The organism is Neoroseomonas soli, assembly GCF_018129065.1.
GTDB lineage: Bacteria > Pseudomonadota > Alphaproteobacteria > Acetobacterales > Acetobacteraceae > Neoroseomonas > Neoroseomonas soli.
Window position 1 is genome coordinate 1 of sequence record NZ_JAAEDM010000093.1, and the last position, 14844, is coordinate 14844.

14 protein-coding genes, 1 pseudogene and 1 riboswitch are annotated in these 14844 nt (G+C 70.8%); of the genes and pseudogenes, 4 read left to right on the forward strand and 11 right to left on the reverse strand.

The window, feature by feature from the left end; genetic code table 11:
- Positions 1-76 precede the first annotated feature (76 nt).
- Positions 77-769 carry a J domain-containing protein gene (locus GXW76_RS21915; RefSeq protein WP_211864239.1) on the forward strand — a complete coding sequence of 231 codons (693 nt, stop codon included), beginning with the start codon at positions 77-79 and terminating at the stop codon, positions 767-769.
- A gap of 117 nt (positions 770-886) precedes the next feature.
- Here the strand turns inward: GXW76_RS21915 and GXW76_RS21920 are convergent, their stop codons facing one another.
- Positions 887-1321, reverse strand: coding sequence for a YybH family protein (locus GXW76_RS21920; protein WP_211864240.1), 435 nt, complete (start codon positions 1319-1321; stop codon positions 887-889).
- Positions 1322-1554: 233 nt separating this feature from the next.
- On the reverse strand, positions 1555-2067 hold the full coding sequence (locus tag GXW76_RS21925) for a DUF2244 domain-containing protein (protein ID WP_211864241.1): 513 nt from the start codon (positions 2065-2067) through the stop codon (positions 1555-1557).
- A 111-nt stretch (positions 2068-2178) separates the two neighbouring features.
- On the opposite strand from GXW76_RS21925, the gene nth reads away from it, so the two are divergent.
- Both nth and GXW76_RS21935 read left to right on the forward strand, forming a co-directional pair.
- Entirely contained in the window at positions 2179-2823 is a 645-nt protein-coding gene (gene nth / locus GXW76_RS21930; RefSeq protein ID WP_211864250.1) for an endonuclease III, read from the forward strand.
- A 20-nt stretch (positions 2824-2843) separates the two neighbouring features.
- Positions 2844-4217 (forward strand): amidase, encoded by a 1374-nt coding sequence (locus tag GXW76_RS21935; RefSeq protein WP_211864242.1) that lies wholly within the window; start codon positions 2844-2846, stop codon positions 4215-4217.
- 108 nt (positions 4218-4325) lie between these two features.
- Here GXW76_RS21935 and GXW76_RS21940 read toward each other — a convergent pair whose 3' ends face one another.
- From GXW76_RS21940 to parS, 3 genes are all read right to left on the reverse strand, one after another.
- Positions 4326-5954 carry a flavin-containing monooxygenase gene (locus GXW76_RS21940; RefSeq protein WP_211864243.1) on the reverse strand — a complete coding sequence of 543 codons (1629 nt, stop codon included), beginning with the start codon at positions 5952-5954 and terminating at the stop codon, positions 4326-4328.
- Positions 5955-6148: 194 nt separating this feature from the next.
- A complete protein-coding gene (locus GXW76_RS21945; protein WP_211864251.1) occupies positions 6149-6580 on the reverse strand; it encodes an RES family NAD+ phosphorylase in 432 nt (143 codons plus the stop codon).
- Positions 6577-6966 (reverse strand): type II RES/Xre toxin-antitoxin system antitoxin, encoded by a 390-nt coding sequence (gene parS, locus GXW76_RS21950; RefSeq protein ID WP_211864244.1) that lies wholly within the window; start codon positions 6964-6966, stop codon positions 6577-6579. The genes GXW76_RS21945 and parS overlap by 4 nt, the downstream gene beginning before the upstream one ends.
- A gap of 430 nt (positions 6967-7396) precedes the next feature.
- Here parS and GXW76_RS21955 point away from each other — a divergent pair, with 430 nt between their 5' ends.
- Complete coding sequence (locus GXW76_RS21955; RefSeq protein ID WP_211864245.1) at positions 7397-8266, forward strand: calcium-binding protein; 870 nt, start codon at positions 7397-7399, stop codon at positions 8264-8266.
- Positions 8267-8427: 161 nt separating this feature from the next.
- On the opposite strand, the gene typA is transcribed toward GXW76_RS21955, so the two are convergent.
- The 6 genes and pseudogenes from typA to GXW76_RS21985 form a co-directional block, all read right to left on the reverse strand.
- The gene (typA, locus tag GXW76_RS21960) at positions 8428-10266 is read right to left on the reverse strand and encodes a translational GTPase TypA (RefSeq protein WP_211864246.1); all 1839 of its coding nucleotides are present in this window, start codon (positions 10264-10266) and stop codon (positions 8428-8430) included.
- 273 nt (positions 10267-10539) lie between these two features.
- The gene (locus tag GXW76_RS21965; RefSeq protein ID WP_211864247.1) at positions 10540-10938 is read right to left on the reverse strand and encodes a hypothetical protein; all 399 of its coding nucleotides are present in this window, start codon (positions 10936-10938) and stop codon (positions 10540-10542) included.
- Positions 10939-11074: 136 nt separating this feature from the next.
- On the reverse strand, positions 11075-12283 hold the full coding sequence (locus GXW76_RS21970; protein ID WP_338151014.1) for an MFS transporter: 1209 nt from the start codon (positions 12281-12283) through the stop codon (positions 11075-11077).
- A gap of 80 nt (positions 12284-12363) precedes the next feature.
- Positions 12364-12433: riboswitch (Fluoride riboswitch) on the reverse strand.
- Between the two features lie 43 nt (positions 12434-12476).
- Positions 12477-13481 (reverse strand): adenosine kinase, encoded by a 1005-nt coding sequence (locus GXW76_RS21975; RefSeq protein WP_211864248.1) that lies wholly within the window; start codon positions 13479-13481, stop codon positions 12477-12479.
- 143 nt (positions 13482-13624) lie between these two features.
- Positions 13625-14539, reverse strand: coding sequence for an AEC family transporter (locus tag GXW76_RS21980; RefSeq protein ID WP_211864249.1), 915 nt, complete (start codon positions 14537-14539; stop codon positions 13625-13627).
- Between the two features lie 43 nt (positions 14540-14582).
- Positions 14583-14844: pseudogene (locus GXW76_RS21985) on the reverse strand (hypothetical protein); the annotation flags it as partial.

The following is a 14844-nucleotide window of genomic DNA, read 5'->3' on the forward strand; positions in this document are numbered from 1 at the left end:
GCCGGGCGCTCGCGGCCCTGCCCGGGGCGGCGGCGGCGCGCATCGCCGGCCAACTGCCCGGACCGAAGGAGGGGCGATGACCTGGCTCGCGCTCGGCGCGCTCGCCTTGCTGCTGATGTTCTGGGCCCTGTCCGCCTTCGCCCATGCGCCGGTTGCCTCGGTGAAGAAGGCGGTGGCCTGGATCGCCGGCGGGCTCGGCGCCGTGCTGCTCGTCGCGTTGCTGTTCAGCGGCCGCGGCCTTCAGGCTGTCTGGAGCCTCGCCTTCTTCGGGCCGCTGCTGGTGCAGGCCTGGCGGTCGTGGCGGACCGCGCGCACCTTCTCGCGCGGCGGGCAGGCCTCGGCGGGGCAGGAAAGCCGCGTCGTCACCGCGATGCTCGAGATGGTGCTGCACCACGACAGCGGGCGGATGACCGGGTCCGTGCTGCGCGGGCGCTTCGGCGGCGCCGACCTTGGCGACCTCGACCTTCCCTCGCTGCGCGCCCTGCTGGCGGAATGCGCGGCCGAGGATCCGGAGAGCGTGCCGCTGCTCGAGGCCTGGATCGACCGCAGCCACCCGGAATGGCGCGAGGCCGGGCCGACGGTCCCCGCCGAAGGCCCGATGACGCGCGCAGAGGCGCTGGCGATCCTCGGCCTCGCGGAAGGCGCAGGGGAGGAGGAGATCCGCGCCGCGCATCGCCGCCTGATGCGCGCCGCCCATCCCGACCAGGGCGGCAGCGCCTGGCTGGCGGCGCGGCTCAATGCCGCGCGCGACCTGCTGCTGGGGCACTGATCCGGGCGCTACCCCGACGAAACCCGCGCTGATACCTCAGAGCGGTTCCCGATCAGAGAGCGTGCTGCCCGGCCGTGGCGCCGGCCGATGGTGGGCGGCCAAGCGCCCTGCCTTTGGCTAGCCGCGGAAGTTGAACGTGTGGACATGGATCAGCAAGGCGTTTGCCTGCCGGCGGAAGATGCTGGTGACGTTGCCCAGGCGCTCGCCCCCCGCCTGCGGGAGGCTGACCGTATAGGTCCCCGCGGCCCAAGCCCCGTCCGGGTCGTAATACTGGAACTGGAAGCCGATGTTGCCGAAGCCCTGGTTGAACCGCCCCTTGTAGTTCTGCGCGATCGCCTGTCTGCCGATGACGATCGGCGCCGGGCCCATGAGGATGGCGTCCTCGGTGAAGAGGGCCCCGATCGCGTCGGCGTCATGGCGACCGTAGGCTTCAGAGAAGTTCCTGAAGAGGGCGTCGATGGCCTGCCGGTGGTCGCCCATCTGGGCATTCGCCATGGAGACGTGGCCGATGATCCCGCCGGGAATCGCCAACGCCAGAGCACGTCGCAACATGAGTTGCCTCCCGTCTTGGGGCTCCGGCGGCTGCACACTACCGCACCTCGGCGGGAAGGGGCGCATTTATGTTTCGAAGCCGGGACGTATCCGCTTCGGAGACGTTTCCGGTTCGACGGCCGGGTCTCCGCGACCTCGGTCACGTCCGCGCTCCATCGTGGCCGCGCCGCGCCCGGTGCGTCGCACCGGCCTTCCTCGCGTCGAGGCCGGCAGATCTTGAGCGGGGTCGCGCCCTACCGGTCGTCCCGCAACTGCGGATTGTCGAAGTCGGGCCGGCGGGCGCGGGCCAGCGCGGCGGCGAGCGCGTCGTTCAATGCCGCCTTCTCCTCCGCCGACAGGTCGCGGCCGATTTCCACCGCCAGGCCGCGGCTTGCGAGGCGCAGCACGCCGGCATGGGCGGGGTCTTCCTCATAGGTCAGGCGCGCCCAGTAGGGGTCGAGCACGACCTCCTCCTGCCGCCCGCGGGCGTCGGTACGGGCGATGCTGAGGCGCCCGGGCGTCAGCAGCAACACCTCCATCGCGCGGGCCGCGCCGCGTGCGTGCAGCACCACCAGCCCCAGCGCGAGACCGACCTCGAGGCCGAGGAAAGGCACGATCGGCCAGGCGCCGAGGGCGAGCAGCAGGCCCGCCACCAGCCCGGTGAAGCCGCAGAGCAGCGCCGCCAGCACGCGGAAGCCGCCCCGCGTGAAGGATCGTGGCGGCGTGCAGATGGCCTGGAACAGGATCTGGTCGGCGGGGGCTGCCATTGCAGGGAAACATAGGCGAGGATCGCGCCGACACCAGCCATGCCCACCAAGCCCGCCAAACCGAAGAAGCCCAACCATGGCAGCGCGCGCGACCCGCGCCGCGCCCGCCTGATGCCCCCCGCCCAGGCGGAAGCCTTCATCCGCGCCCTCGCGGTGGCGAATCCGGCCCCCGAGACGGAACTGACCTATTCCGACCCCTTCACGCTGCTGGTCGCCGTGGTGCTCTCCGCCCAGGCCACCGACGCGGCGGTGAATCGCTGCACACCCGCGCTCTTCGCCGCCGCGCCGACACCGGAGAAGATGGCCGCCCTGGGGGCGGATGGGGTTGCGCCCTACATCCGCACCATCGGTCTGTGGCAGGCCAAGGCGAGGAACGTCGCGGCACTGGCGCAGGCGCTGGTCGAGAAGCATGCCGGCGAGGTGCCGGGCGAGCGCGAAGCGCTGGAAGCCCTGCCCGGCGTCGGGCGCAAGACCGCGAACGTCGTGCTCAACGTCGCCTTCGGCCAGCACACCATGGCGGTGGACACGCACATCTTCCGCCTGGGCAACCGCTGCGGCCTCGCGCCCGGAAAGACGCCGCGGGAGGTCGAGGACATGCTGGTGAAGCGCTGCCCGCCCGACCTGCTGCGGGACGCGCATCACTGGCTGATCCTGCACGGGCGCTACGTGTGCAAGGCGCGCGCGCCGGAATGCTGGCGCTGCGTCGCGCGCGCCCATTGCAACTACCGCGACAAGGTTCTGGCACCGCCGGTGTGACCGGCAGGGAGAGAGACGACATGACCGAGCCCCTGTGGCGCCTGCCCGCGACCGAGCTCGCCGCCCGCTTCCGGCGGCGGGAGGCGACGCCGGGCGCGGCGCTGGAGGCTGTGCTCGCGCGCATCGCGGAGGCCAACCCGGCGGTGAACGCCTTCGCCACGCTGGACGAGCCCGGCGCGCGGGCTGCGGCGAAGGCCGCCGATGCGCGCTTCGCCGCGGGCGCTCCGCTCGGGCCGATGGACGGGCTGCCGGTCTCGATCAAGGACAACATCACCGTCGCCGGGCTGCGCTGCGCCTGGGGGTGCGAGCTGTATCTCGACTACGTGCCGGACGCCGACGAGACGCCGGTCGCGCGGCTGCGCGCGCAGGGGGCGGTGATCCTCGGCAAGACGAACGTCTCGGAATTCACCATGGGGCCTGGGCAATGCGCGACGCGCGCCTTCGGCGTCACGCGCAACCCATGGAACACGGCGCTGACGCCCGGCGCCTCGACCGGCGGCGGATCGGCGGCGGTGGCGTCCGGCATGGGGCCGTTGACCCTCGGCACCGATGGCGGCGGATCGATCCGGCGGCCGGCGAGCCATTGCGGCCTGCTCGGGCTGAAGCCGAGCGCCGGGCGCGTGGCGCGGCAGAACGGGCTGCCGGTGATCCTCCACGACTGCGAGGTGATCGGGCCGATCGCCCGCACCGTGGACGACCTGGCCCTGGCGCTCGCCGCCATCCAGGGGCCACTGGAGGAGGACCGGCTGTCCATCGGCGTGCCGGGACCGATGCAGGAGCCGTCGCCGCCGAATGGCATGCGCATCCTCTACGTGCCGCGCGTCGGGAACTGGACGGTGGATGGGCCGATCGCGGAATCCTGCGCGGACGCGGCGCGCGCCTGGGCGGCACTCGGCCACCAGGTCGAGGAAGGCGCGCTGCCGGTCGAACTCGACCTGTTCGACCGCCAGTGGCCGAACATCGGTGCCGCGGGCCTGGCCTGGCTGCTGCGCGGGCGCGAGTGGCGCGGCCACATCGGCGCCGTCTATGAGGAGATGATGGAGCGCGGCCAGCGCCTGACCGCCGCCGACTACATCGACGCCCTGGCCGCCTTCCGCGAGGTCCAGGCCCAGTTCGCCCGCGCCTTCCGGCAATGGGACCTGATCATGACGCCGTCCGCCGGCGCGCTGCCGTGGAAGGCGGAGGACCCCGGCCCGCCGCACCACCGTGCCTTCACCGGCATCGTCAACGCCGGCGGCCTGCCGGGCATGACCATCCCCTGCGCGCCTTCCGCCGATGGCCTGCCGATCGGATTCCAGCTCATCGCGCCCTTCGGCGGGGATTGGACGCTGGTCGCGATGGCCCGGCAGTTCGAGGTGGCGCATCCCTGGGCGCAGCGCCGGCCGGCCCTGTAGGGCAGATCCCGATCAGGTGGATTCGCCGGATCGGGTGAAGATGCTCGCGAACGCAGTTGCCTGGAGCGGCCGCGGCGAGCCGGTGCGAACGGAAACCGCTCCAGGCGTTCAGTTCAGCAGCACGCCGGCGTAGCCGCGTTCCGCGATCTCGTTCGCCCAGGAGCGATAGACCGGCGCGCTGCCGGTATAGCGGGCGACGATGCGCTTCTGCTTGCCGGCGACGTTAATGTTCACCCCGGTCATCCAGGAATCGACCTCCATGGACAGCTGGCCCCTGGCCACGTCCATGACGTGGTCCATCCATTTCGCGACGGCCTCCGGCCCGGCTTCCGCGCGCGTCATGCCGTTCCGCTGCATGTGGCGCAGCAGGGCGGTGACCCATTCGACGTTGAACTCGATCGAACGCGGGATGTTGCCGAGCGCATTGTGCGGGCCGAGCAGCGTGAACAGGTTCGGGAACCCGTCCTGCAGCATGCCGACGAGCGAAGTCGCGCCGTCCTTCCACATCTCCTTCAGCGTCACGCCGTCGCGGCCGCGGAACTCGATGCGGTCGAAGGCGCCGCGCAGCGCGTCGAAGCCGGTGGCGTAGATGATGATGTCGAATTCGTATTCCGCATCGCTGGTGCGCAGGCCGGCCGGGGTGATGCGTTCGATCGTCGTCGCCTTGGTGTCCACCAGCGTGACGTTGGGCTGGTTGTAGACTTCGTAGTAGCGGGTCTCGAGCGGCACGCGCCGCGTGCCGAAGCCGTGGTTCTTCGGGATCAGCAGCTCCGCGATCTTCGGGTCCTTCACGCGCTGGCGGATCTTCTTCGCGACGAAGCGGGAAACCTCCTCGTTCGCCGCGCGGTCGGTCAGCATGTCCTTGAAGTTGCCCACCCAGATGCCGAAGCCGCGTTCGGAATAGAGCTGCTCGAGGAAGGCCTCGCGTTCCTCCGCGCTCACGTCGAAGGTGTTGCGCGGGTCGGGCGTGTGCAGGAAGCAGGAGAAGGTTTCCTGGCAGCGCTGGAAGATCGCGTCGTAGCGGGTGCGGATCTCCTCCATCTCCTCCGCGCCGATCTTCCCGTTGTGCAGCGGCGCGCACCAGTTGGGCGTGCGCTGGAAGACGGTGAGTTGCGCCGCGGTCTTTGCGACCTCCTGGATGGTCTGCACGCCGGAGGCGCCGGTGCCGATGACGGCGACGCGCTTGCCGGCGAAATCCACTTCCTCCTTCGGCCAGAGGCCGGTGTGGAAGGATTGGCCGAGGAAGTCGTCGATCCCCGGGAAGCCCGGCATGGTCGGCGTGGAGAGCACGCCGATCGCCGTGACCAGATAGCGCGAGCGGTGCCGGCTGCCGTCCTCGAGTTCGACGGTCCAGGTGCCGTTCGCGTCATCCCAGGTCGCGGCCTTCACGCGTGCGCCGAACCGGATGTCGCGGCGGAGGTCGTACTTGTCGGCGACCAGGTTCAGGTAGCGCTCGGTCTCGGGCTGCGGCGCGAAGTGCTCGGTCCAGTTCCATTCCTTCAGCAGGTCCTTGTCGAAGGAATAGCCGTAGGAATAGCTCTCGGAATCGAAACGGCAGCCCGGGTAGCGGTTCCAGTACCAGGTGCCGCCAACGCCGGTGCCGGCTTCGAAGACGCGCGTCTTCAGGCCCAGTTCGCGCAGGCGGATCAGTTGGTAGAGGCCGGACATGCCGGCGCCGATGATGACGGCGTCGAAGATCTCGGTCGCTGCGGCGAGGCCGGTCGGGGCTGCTGACATGAAGCGGACGATTCCCCTCGGTCGTTGATGGTTGCGGCGGCTCGGCGCTGCCACGGGCATGGCGCCTGGCGCCCCGCCGGCCGAGGCGCACTGACCTGATCACGGATCGCGACGGGGCCGGCCGTGCGCTTCGCGGAAAGGCTGCGCGGCGAAGGCCGGCAGGGTCAAGGTGCCGCGCGGCTGCGAAGGCCGCGTCAGGACGCGCCGAGCCAAAGGCGCGGGTCGAAGGCGAAGGGATCCAGGCTTTCGATGCGCGCCGCCTCGGCCGCCGGATGGGCCGGGTTCAGCAGCAGGTTGCGGGCGGCCGGGACGATGACGGAGGGGACACTCAAGACAGGCGACCGGGCTTCGGCCAACCAGGCATCGCCGGCCGCGCGGGGGTCGTCAGGCAGGGTGCCGAGCGTCTCCACCGGTTCGGGCAGGAAGGCGCGCATCAGCACATAGTCCATGGGCAGGAGTTCCGGCGGCAGGTCGAGGTGGACCCGCACCTCCAGCACCGCCAGCGCCGGGTGATCGGCGAAATAGACGACGCGCCGGCCAGGGCTGTTCCATCGCCCGCCGAAACGGCGCGCGCCTTCCCCGGAGAGGTCGGCGAAGGGCCGGCGGACCAGGCGCCAGCCGGTCAGGCCGCGATCCCGTGCGCGATGCGGCCGAGCAGGGCCTCGACCTGGCGGGCGCCGACCTCGGTGTCGAGCAGGTCGAGCGGCGCCTCCCCACCCAGCGCGGTGGTGGGCCGGCGCAGCCAGATGCCGGCGCGGTTGCGGTCGGCGAAGGTCGTCTCGGCTTCCTCGACGACGCGCAGGACGCGGAGCAGCCGGTCGGACTGGTCCGGCGTCAGCCGTCCCTTCAAGCGGCGATGGGCCAGCGTCTTGCGGGGGATGGCGAGGCGGTCGAGCTCGGCGGCCGTGACCCGGCCGGAGGCCAGCGCGTCATCCACCGCCGCAACCGGCAGGCCGGCGCGGACGGCGGCGATCAACTCGGGGGTGGGGGCGTCGAGGGCGAAGGCGGACATGGCGATATGCACTTACCAGATAGGCATATGCCCAAGCCAGAACAATCCAGGTTGAAAGGCGTGGCTGAATGCAATCCTGGATCGTAACGAATTTACTGGTAGCCGGAGGGCCTCCGGCCTAGGCTTCGGCCTGCGCGGATCGCAGCTGGCTTGGCGTTGCCCGGATGCGGCGACTTGCAGGGTGCTTGGCGGCAGGCGCTGCGCTCACGCAGGAAGCCCATGCGGGCCGGTCACCTCCGTCTCGCCGGGCTGCGTGCCGGCACCTGTCGCGATCCGCCTTCGGCTTGCCGGGTTGAGCCGCCGGCATCGTGCGGTCGGGCCCGGACCGTGACCGGGCCCACTTCCCGTGCCGCCGGGCATGGGCGGCGACAAAGCGTCGTGCGGACGCCGGCATCTGTTCGTCGTCCGCGTTTCGGAGGAGAGCAGGACCATGTCGAAGCCCAAGCAGTCCAAAGGAAACGACCATCCTGCCCCGGGTGACGGGCACTACTGGGACGACGGGGAAAAGATCCACGGTGGGAACCGTGACGACTGCTTCACCGTGCATGGTGACTGCGACACGGTGTTCGGCGGGAACGGCGACGACCGGATCGTGGTGATCGGCGACCGCAACGTCGCGTTCGGCGAGAATGGCAAGGATGTCCTGATCGCCTTCGGCGACTGGAATCGGCTGGATGGCGGCAACGGCAACGACAACCTGACTGCCCGCGGGGACGACAACCGGCTGTTCGGCGGCAATGGCACGGACTGCCTGGTCGCGGTTGGCGAAGGCAACCGGCTCTATGGCGGCAATGGCGTCGATCGGCTGACGAGCGTGAGCAGCGGCGGCTTCTTCGAGACGGGCGAGGGCAATGTCCTCAATGGCGGCCAGGGCTTCGACGTCTTCGTCCTGCGCAACCAGAGCGACCTGCGCGTCGTCAACGACGAGGTGCACCACGCCTTCTTCCCGCCCTTCTTCGGCGAGGGCGTCGTCAGCCGCGGCGACATCATCCGCGGCGTGATGGACGAGATCACCGACTATCGCGCCGGCGAGCGCATCGTCATCGGCGCGAAGCAGGAGGCGCATGGGCCGATCGAGCTGGACGACTTCGCGCCCAACCACAAGCACCTGGAACTTGGGGATGGCGAATATGCCTTCATCCGCGGCGACCTGATCGCGGACGGCACCTTCGAGGTGGACCGCACCGGCGGGGACCTGTTGCTCGTCTATGATGCGAGCGGCGGAGGCGATGCGCTGTTCCTGCAGGGCGCCGTGGTCCTGCATGGCGTGACGAATCCGGATTCCGTCTTCGTCTGCTGACGCGCCGGGGTGAACCCGGTCCCGAAGGTCCAGGAAACTGAGTTTCCTGGCGGTGGGAGCGCGAGGGAGGCGGCGCCTCCCTCGCATTCAGTGGGCCATTCGATCCACGCCTCCGGGTGCTCGGCCGCTCTGCGGCCTGCGCCCTTCGGTGATCGGATGGATCACGCCGCCTCGGATTCCGCCCGGCGCGCGTGCTTCTTCCGCTCATGCGGGTCGAGGTAGCGCTTGCGCAGCCGCACGGCCGACGGCGTCACCTCCACCAGCTCGTCGTCCTCGATGTAGGCGATGGCCTGTTCCAGCGACATGCGCCGCGGCGGAATGAGAAGCAGCGCCTCGTCCTTGCCGGCGGCGCGGATGTTGGTGAGCTTCTTTTCCTTGATCGGGTTCACGTCGAGGTCGTTGTCGCGCGAGTTCTCGCCGAGGATGAGCCCGACATAGACCTTCTCGCCCGGGTTCACGAACAGCGTGCCGCGTTCCTGCAGGTAGAACAGCGCGTACTGCACCGCCTCCCCGTCCGCGTTGCTGATCAGCGACCCGTTGCGCCGGCCCTCGATGTGCCCGGCCCAGGGCTGATAGCCCAGGAACAGCCGGTTCATCATGCCGGTGCCCCGCGTGTCCGTCAGGAATTCGCCGTGGTAGCCGATGAGGCCGCGCGAGGGGATGTGGAAGGTCAGCCGCACCTTGCCGCCGCCGGACGGCCGCATGTCCTGCATCTGGCCCTTGCGGAGAGACATCTTCTCGACGACGACGCCCGAATAGGTCTCGTCAACGTCGATCAGGCATTCCTCGTAGGGCTCCTCGCGCTCGCCCGTCTCCTCGTTGTTGCGCGTGAGCACGCGAGGACGGCCGATGGTCAGCTCGAATCCCTCGCGGCGCATCGTCTCGATCAGCACGCCGAGCTGGAGTTCGCCGCGGCCGGCCACCTCGAAGGCGTCCACTTCGTCGGACACCTTCACCTTGATGGCGACGTTGCCCTCGGTCTCCTTGAACAGGCGGTCGCGGATCTGGCGGGAGGTGACCTTCTTGCCCTCGCGGCCGCCGAGCGGGCCGTCATTGATGCGGAAGGTCATGGCGAGGGTCGGTGGATCGACCGGCAGCGCGGGCAGCGGCGCGGCCACTTCCGGCGCGGCGATGGTGTCCGGGATGGTGGCGTCGGACAGGCCGGCGATGGCGATGATGTCGCCCGCATGGACTTCATCGACCGGCACGCGATCGAGGCCGGAGAAGGTCATCAGCTTGGTCAGGCGGCCGGTTTCGACCACGGTGCCGTCCTGGCGCAGCACGCGGACGGGCATGTTCAGCTTGGCGACGCCCTGCGCCACGCGGCCGGTCAGGATGCGGCCGAGGAAGTTGTCGGATTCGAGGATCGTCGCGTTCATCGCGAAGGGGGCCTCGAAATCCACCTGCGGCGCCGGCACATGCGACAGGATCAGGTCGAACATCGCCGAGAGATCCTTGCGCGGACCATCCAGCGAAGTGTCTGCCCAGCCCTGCCGGCCCGAGGCGAAGAGGGTGTGGAAGTCGAGCTGCTCGTCCGTCGCGCCGAGGGCTGCGAACAGGTCGAAGACCTCGTCATGCACCTCGTGCGGGCGCGCGTCCTGGCGGTCCACCTTGTTGATGACGACGATCGGCTTCAGGCCACGGGCCAGCGCCTTGGTCAGCACGAACTTGGTCTGCGGCAGCGGGCCCTCGGCGGCGTCGCAGAGCACGATGGCGCCGTCCACCATGGACAGGATGCGCTCCACCTCGCCGCCGAAATCGGCGTGGCCGGGCGTGTCCACGATGTTGATCTTCACGCCCTTCCATTCCACCGCGGTGGACTTGGCGAGGATGGTGATGCCGCGCTCGCGCTCGATGTCGTTGCGGTCCATCGCCCGTTCGGCGACGTGCTGGTGCGCGCGGAATGCGCCGCCCTGCTTGAGAAGCTGATCCACCAGCGTGGTCTTGCCATGGTCAACGTGCGCGATGATCGCGACGTTGCGGATTTCGGCGGCGCTCATGCCCGCTCTCTCCTCGATATGTGCGCCCGTGCGGGCCCTGCCGCACGGACGGCCGCGCCCCTGCCCCGTTCGTGGGCGCGCGACGCTGCACATGGTCGGGCGGATTGTTGCGGCGCACACATAGAGCCTCGGCGCGCGGAAGGCTAGGAAAAAAGCCTTGCCTTCCGCGCATGGCGGCCCGCGGCGGGGGAACGGGGGATGTCGCCGCGGGCCGCCTCGTGATGGCACCGCGCGGGGCGGTGGGGGGAGTTCAGGCGCCCCGCGCGGCCGCCGTCACAGCCCCTGGGCCCGGGACTGGCTGGCCGCCTCGGCGATCAGCATGGCTGCCGTCGAGGCATCCCGGCGCGCGATGGCGGCGCGGGCCTCGGCCATGCGGGCCACCGGCCCTTCGCGCATCGGCGTGGTTTCGGTGCCCGCGATGGTCGAACGCGTCAGGACCTGCGTCTCGGCTCGCTCGAGCAACTCGTTCGCGAGCGGCAGGCGGCCCTGCCGTGCGGCCTGCTCGGCCCGGAGCAGCAGGGAATCCACCTCGTGGGTCCCGATTGCATCAGCCTGCGCCGCGACCGGGTCGCCGCCATTCAGCGGCGAGTTGCCCGGTACTCCCTGCGCCAGGACCGGCACGGCGGCCAGTCCGAGACCAAAGATGGCGAGGCGAATTGCGGCATCCCGCATGATGTCCTCCTCTCTCTGTTGGACATCATGATGAACGTTTTGAATCGGGCATTCGGATGTCCCCAAGATCAGGAGAGGCGATTAAATTAACGTGATTGGGCCGGCGGCCTCGCGGAACAGAATCCACTGCAGCGAATCATGGCGCGGACTGTCGCAAAAATGGGATTGCTTGTGCGATGATCGCAAGGGTCGCGAAACCCGCGCCCGCGAGGAAGGTGCCGGCCGGGCCCACCAGGTCCCACAGCCCCCCGGCCAGCAGGCTCGCCACCAGCAACGCAGCGCCGGTCACGAGGTTGAGCAGCCCGAAGGCCGTGCCGCGCAATTCCGCCGGCGCGGTGTCGGCGACCATGGCGGCAAGGATCCCCTGGGTCAGGCCCATGTGCAGCCCCCACAGGGCCACCCCGGCCGCCACGCCGGCCAGCCCCGGCGCGAGCGCCAGCGCGAGGTCGCCCGCCACCAGCACCACCAGGCCGAGGGTCAGCAAAAGCCGCCGGTCCATGCGGTCGGAGAGCACCCCGGCCGGATAGGCGGACAGCGCATAGACCACGCTCATCAGCACCATCACGGCGGGGGCGAGCGCCGCCGGCAGTCCGGCATCGAGGGCGCGCAGCACCAGGAACGCCTCGCTGAAGCGGGCCAGGGTGAAGACCGTGGCGATCGCGATCACCGCCCAGTAGGCGCGCGGCAGCAGCGAGACCTCCGCCCGCGAAAGCGGCGCCCGCACCTGGCGCAGTCCGTCCGGCCGCGGCGGTTCCCGCACCGCGAGGACGATCAGCGCGAAGGCTCCGAAAGCCGGCAGCACGGCGACCCAGAAGACCGCGCGGTAGTCGTCCGCCGTCGCCCACATCAGCAGGATGGCCAGCAGCGGCCCGACGAAGCCGCCGACTGTGTCCAGAGTCTGGCGCAGGCCGAAGGCGGCGCCACGCAGGTCAGGCGGCGTCAGGTCCGCCACCAGGGCGTCACGTGGCGCGCCGCGGATGCCCTTTCCGACACGGTCCACGAAGCGCGCGCCCACCAGCCAGGAGAGCGATGCGGCAAGCGGAAAGACCGGCTTGGTCACCGCCGCCAGCCCATATCCGGCCGCCGCCAGCCATTTGCGGTTGCCCAGCCGGTCCGACAGAGCGCCGGAGAAGACCTTCACGATGGCGGCCGTCGCCTCGGCGATGCCCTCGATGACGCCGACCGCGATCACCGGCGTGCCGAGCACCGCGACCATGTAGATCGGCAGCAGCGCGTGGATCATCTCCGAGGAGATGTCCATCAGCATGGAGACGAAGCCGAGCGTCCAGACGCCTGGCGGGATCCGCGCCAGCGTGCCGGAGGACGGCGGGGGGAAGGTCGTCACGCGCAGCCCCTTTCCATCGGGGAGCCGGCGTCACGGGCGAGGGGGAGTCCGGGCGCACCGCACGGCCCGGCGTCCATGCCGGCTCCGCAGGAGTCATCAGCCCCATCGCGGGGGGGGCGGGTGGCGGGGGACTCCATCCCCATCGGACGCCGAAAGGCTATGCCCGGCGCGGCCGCGCGCGCAAGCGCGACGGTCAGCCGAGCGCCGCCGCCACGCCCCTCGGCCCGCCCGCCACCAGCGCCTTGAGATCCGCCTGCGGCCGGGCGCCGAAATGGGAGATCGCCTCCGCCGCCGCGACCGAGGCCCAGCGCCCGCATTCGGGCAGCGCCTGCCCGGCGGTCAGCGCGGCGAGGAAGCCCGCGGCATAGGCATCCCCCGCGCCGGTCGTATCCAGCACCTTGGCCGGCACGGCGGCGATGGCGTGGGTCTCGGCCCCGGCGAGGATGACGCTGCCCTGTTCGCTGCGCGTCAGCGCGGCCAGGGCGACGTCCCCGCGCGCGGCGGCGGCGGCCTCCTCGAAGGAGCTCGCGTGGTAGAGGGCGCGGATCTCCGCCTCGTTGGCGAAGAGGATGTCGGCCTCGTCGCGGACGAAGGCGAGGAAGGCGTCGCGATGGCGCTCGACGCAGAAGGGGTCGGAGAGGGTGATCGCCACCTTGCGCCCGGCGGCGTGCGCGATGCGCGCGGCGGCGCGGAAGGCGGCCTGCGCCTCCGGCGGGTCGAAGAGGTAGCCCTCGAGATACGTCACCTGCGCGCCGGCGACCGCGACCGGATCGACATCCTTCTCCCCGAAGGTCACGCAGGCGCCGAGGAAGGTGTTCATCGTCCGCTGCCCGTCCGGCGCCACCAGGATCAGGCAGCGCGCGGTGGGCGCGCCGCCCTTCAGCGGCGCGGTCGGGAAATGCACGCCGGCGGCCGTGATGTCGTGGCGGAAGACCTGGCCCAGCGCATCGTCCGCCACCTTGCCGAGGTACCCGACCTTCGCCCCCAGCGCCGCCGCGGCCGCGCAGGTGTTGGCGGCCGAGCCGCCGCTGCTTTCCACGCCCGGCCCCATGTCGGCGTAGATGCGTTCGGCATCTTCCGGCCCGATCAGCGCCATGCCGCCCTTGGCCATGCCGTGGCGGGCGAGGAAGGTGTCCTCCGCCCGCGCCAGCACGTCCACGATGGCATTGCCGATGCCGAGGATGTCGAGGGTGGTCATTGGATCCGGGCCTTCCTGCGTGATCGCCGCCGCATAGCCTGCCGCCCCGCGGAGGAAAACCTCCCTCCCGGGACGGTGCCCCCCAAGAACCCAAAGAAGGTCGGGGGGTTCGGGGGGAAGTTCCCTTCCCCCCCGACCTTTCGTCACGGCGCCACCAGCATCACCCACAGCGGCAGCGTGACGATGGAGGCGATATGCTCCGTCGTCGTGATCGCCGCCATCAGCGGCGCGTCCCCACCCATCGCGCGTGCCATGACGTAGGATGTCGCCGCCGTCGGCAGCGCCATGAAGACCACGGCCACCGCGGTGGCCAGAGGCGGCACGCCGAAGGCCGTGCACAGCGCCCAGGTGACGGCCGGCATGACGAGCAGCTTGACCACCCCCGTCACCGCCTGGGTGCCCACGCGGTCGGAGAAGGATTGCAGCGACAGCGCCGCGCCGACGCAGAGCAGCCCGAGCGCCACCGAGGCGCGCCCCAGCACCTGCACCGTCGGCGCGATGCCCGGCGGCAGGCCGCCCAGCGCCGCGACGCCGAAGCCGGCCAGCACGGCGATCAGCAGTGGGTTGAGCGCGATCTGCCGCAGCACCGCCAGTGGCCGCGGCGGCCCGCGCTTGCCGTCGAAGGCGAAGGCCAGCGTCGTCACCACCTGCACGAAGGGCACGATGATGCCCGTCGCCACCGCGCCGAAGCCGGTGCCGGGCGCGCCGAACAGCGCGCCGACGATGGCGAAGCCCATCAGGTTGTTGAAGCGGATGCCGCCCTGGAGCACCGAGGTCATGGCCGCATGCCCATGCCCGAGCAGCCGCGCCAGCAGCACGGAAACCACCGTGCCGAGTCCCAGCGACAGCCAGATCGCCCCCGCGATCCGCCCGAGCGGCAGTTCCGCCAGGTTCAGGGGCGCCAGCGCCGCGACGATCAGCGAGGGCAGCAGCACCCAGTAGATCAGCCGCTCCATTCCCGCCCAGACGGTGTCGTCGCGCAGCAGGCGCCGCTTCAGCAGCGCCCCCAGCGCGAGCAGCGCGAAGGCGGGCACGAAGGCGTCGAGCCAGGCACTCATGCGGATGTCGGGCGCGGAGATTCGCCCCGCGGGTGGGGCAGGCTCAGGCGCGCCGGCCCGGCCCGGAGGATCCCGCGATGGCTGACAGGCAGGCTGCCTCCGTCACGCCTTCTGCCGCGCCATGCGCGCGCGCGGCGGCGTGGGCGACCAGCAGCCCCGTGCCCTGGGGATAGAGAATGATGTCCAGCCGGCAATTCGGCGCCTCGTAGAGCCAGATTTCAGCGCCGCCTTCCGGCCGGCGCAGCGCGGGGTCGCCCAGCATCCGCCGCACTTCCCCCGCCTGGGCGCCGAGCAGCGCCGCCGCC

Excerpts from the sequence above, each read along its gene's own strand:
- GXW76_RS21915 (WP_211864239.1), top strand. The coding sequence starts at position 77 with ATGACCTGGCTCGCGCTCGGCGCGCTCGCCTTGCTGCTGATGTTCTGG.
- GXW76_RS21920 (WP_211864240.1), bottom strand. The coding sequence starts at position 1,321 with ATGTTGCGACGTGCTCTGGCGTTGGCGATTCCCGGCGGGATCATCGGC.
- GXW76_RS21925 (WP_211864241.1), bottom strand. The coding sequence starts at position 2,067 with ATGGCAGCCCCCGCCGACCAGATCCTGTTCCAGGCCATCTGCACGCCG.
- nth (WP_211864250.1), top strand. The coding sequence starts at position 2,179 with ATGCCCCCCGCCCAGGCGGAAGCCTTCATCCGCGCCCTCGCGGTGGCG.
- GXW76_RS21935 (WP_211864242.1), top strand. The coding sequence starts at position 2,844 with ATGACCGAGCCCCTGTGGCGCCTGCCCGCGACCGAGCTCGCCGCCCGC.
- GXW76_RS21940 (WP_211864243.1), bottom strand. The coding sequence starts at position 5,954 with ATGTCAGCAGCCCCGACCGGCCTCGCCGCAGCGACCGAGATCTTCGAC.
- parS (WP_211864244.1), bottom strand. The coding sequence starts at position 6,966 with ATGTCCGCCTTCGCCCTCGACGCCCCCACCCCCGAGTTGATCGCCGCC.
- GXW76_RS21955 (WP_211864245.1), top strand. The coding sequence starts at position 7,397 with ATGTCGAAGCCCAAGCAGTCCAAAGGAAACGACCATCCTGCCCCGGGT.
- typA (WP_211864246.1), bottom strand. The coding sequence starts at position 10,266 with ATGAGCGCCGCCGAAATCCGCAACGTCGCGATCATCGCGCACGTTGAC.
- GXW76_RS21965 (WP_211864247.1), bottom strand. The coding sequence starts at position 10,938 with ATGCGGGATGCCGCAATTCGCCTCGCCATCTTTGGTCTCGGACTGGCC.
- GXW76_RS21975 (WP_211864248.1), bottom strand. The coding sequence starts at position 13,481 with ATGACCACCCTCGACATCCTCGGCATCGGCAATGCCATCGTGGACGTG.
- GXW76_RS21980 (WP_211864249.1), bottom strand. The coding sequence starts at position 14,539 with ATGAGTGCCTGGCTCGACGCCTTCGTGCCCGCCTTCGCGCTGCTCGCG.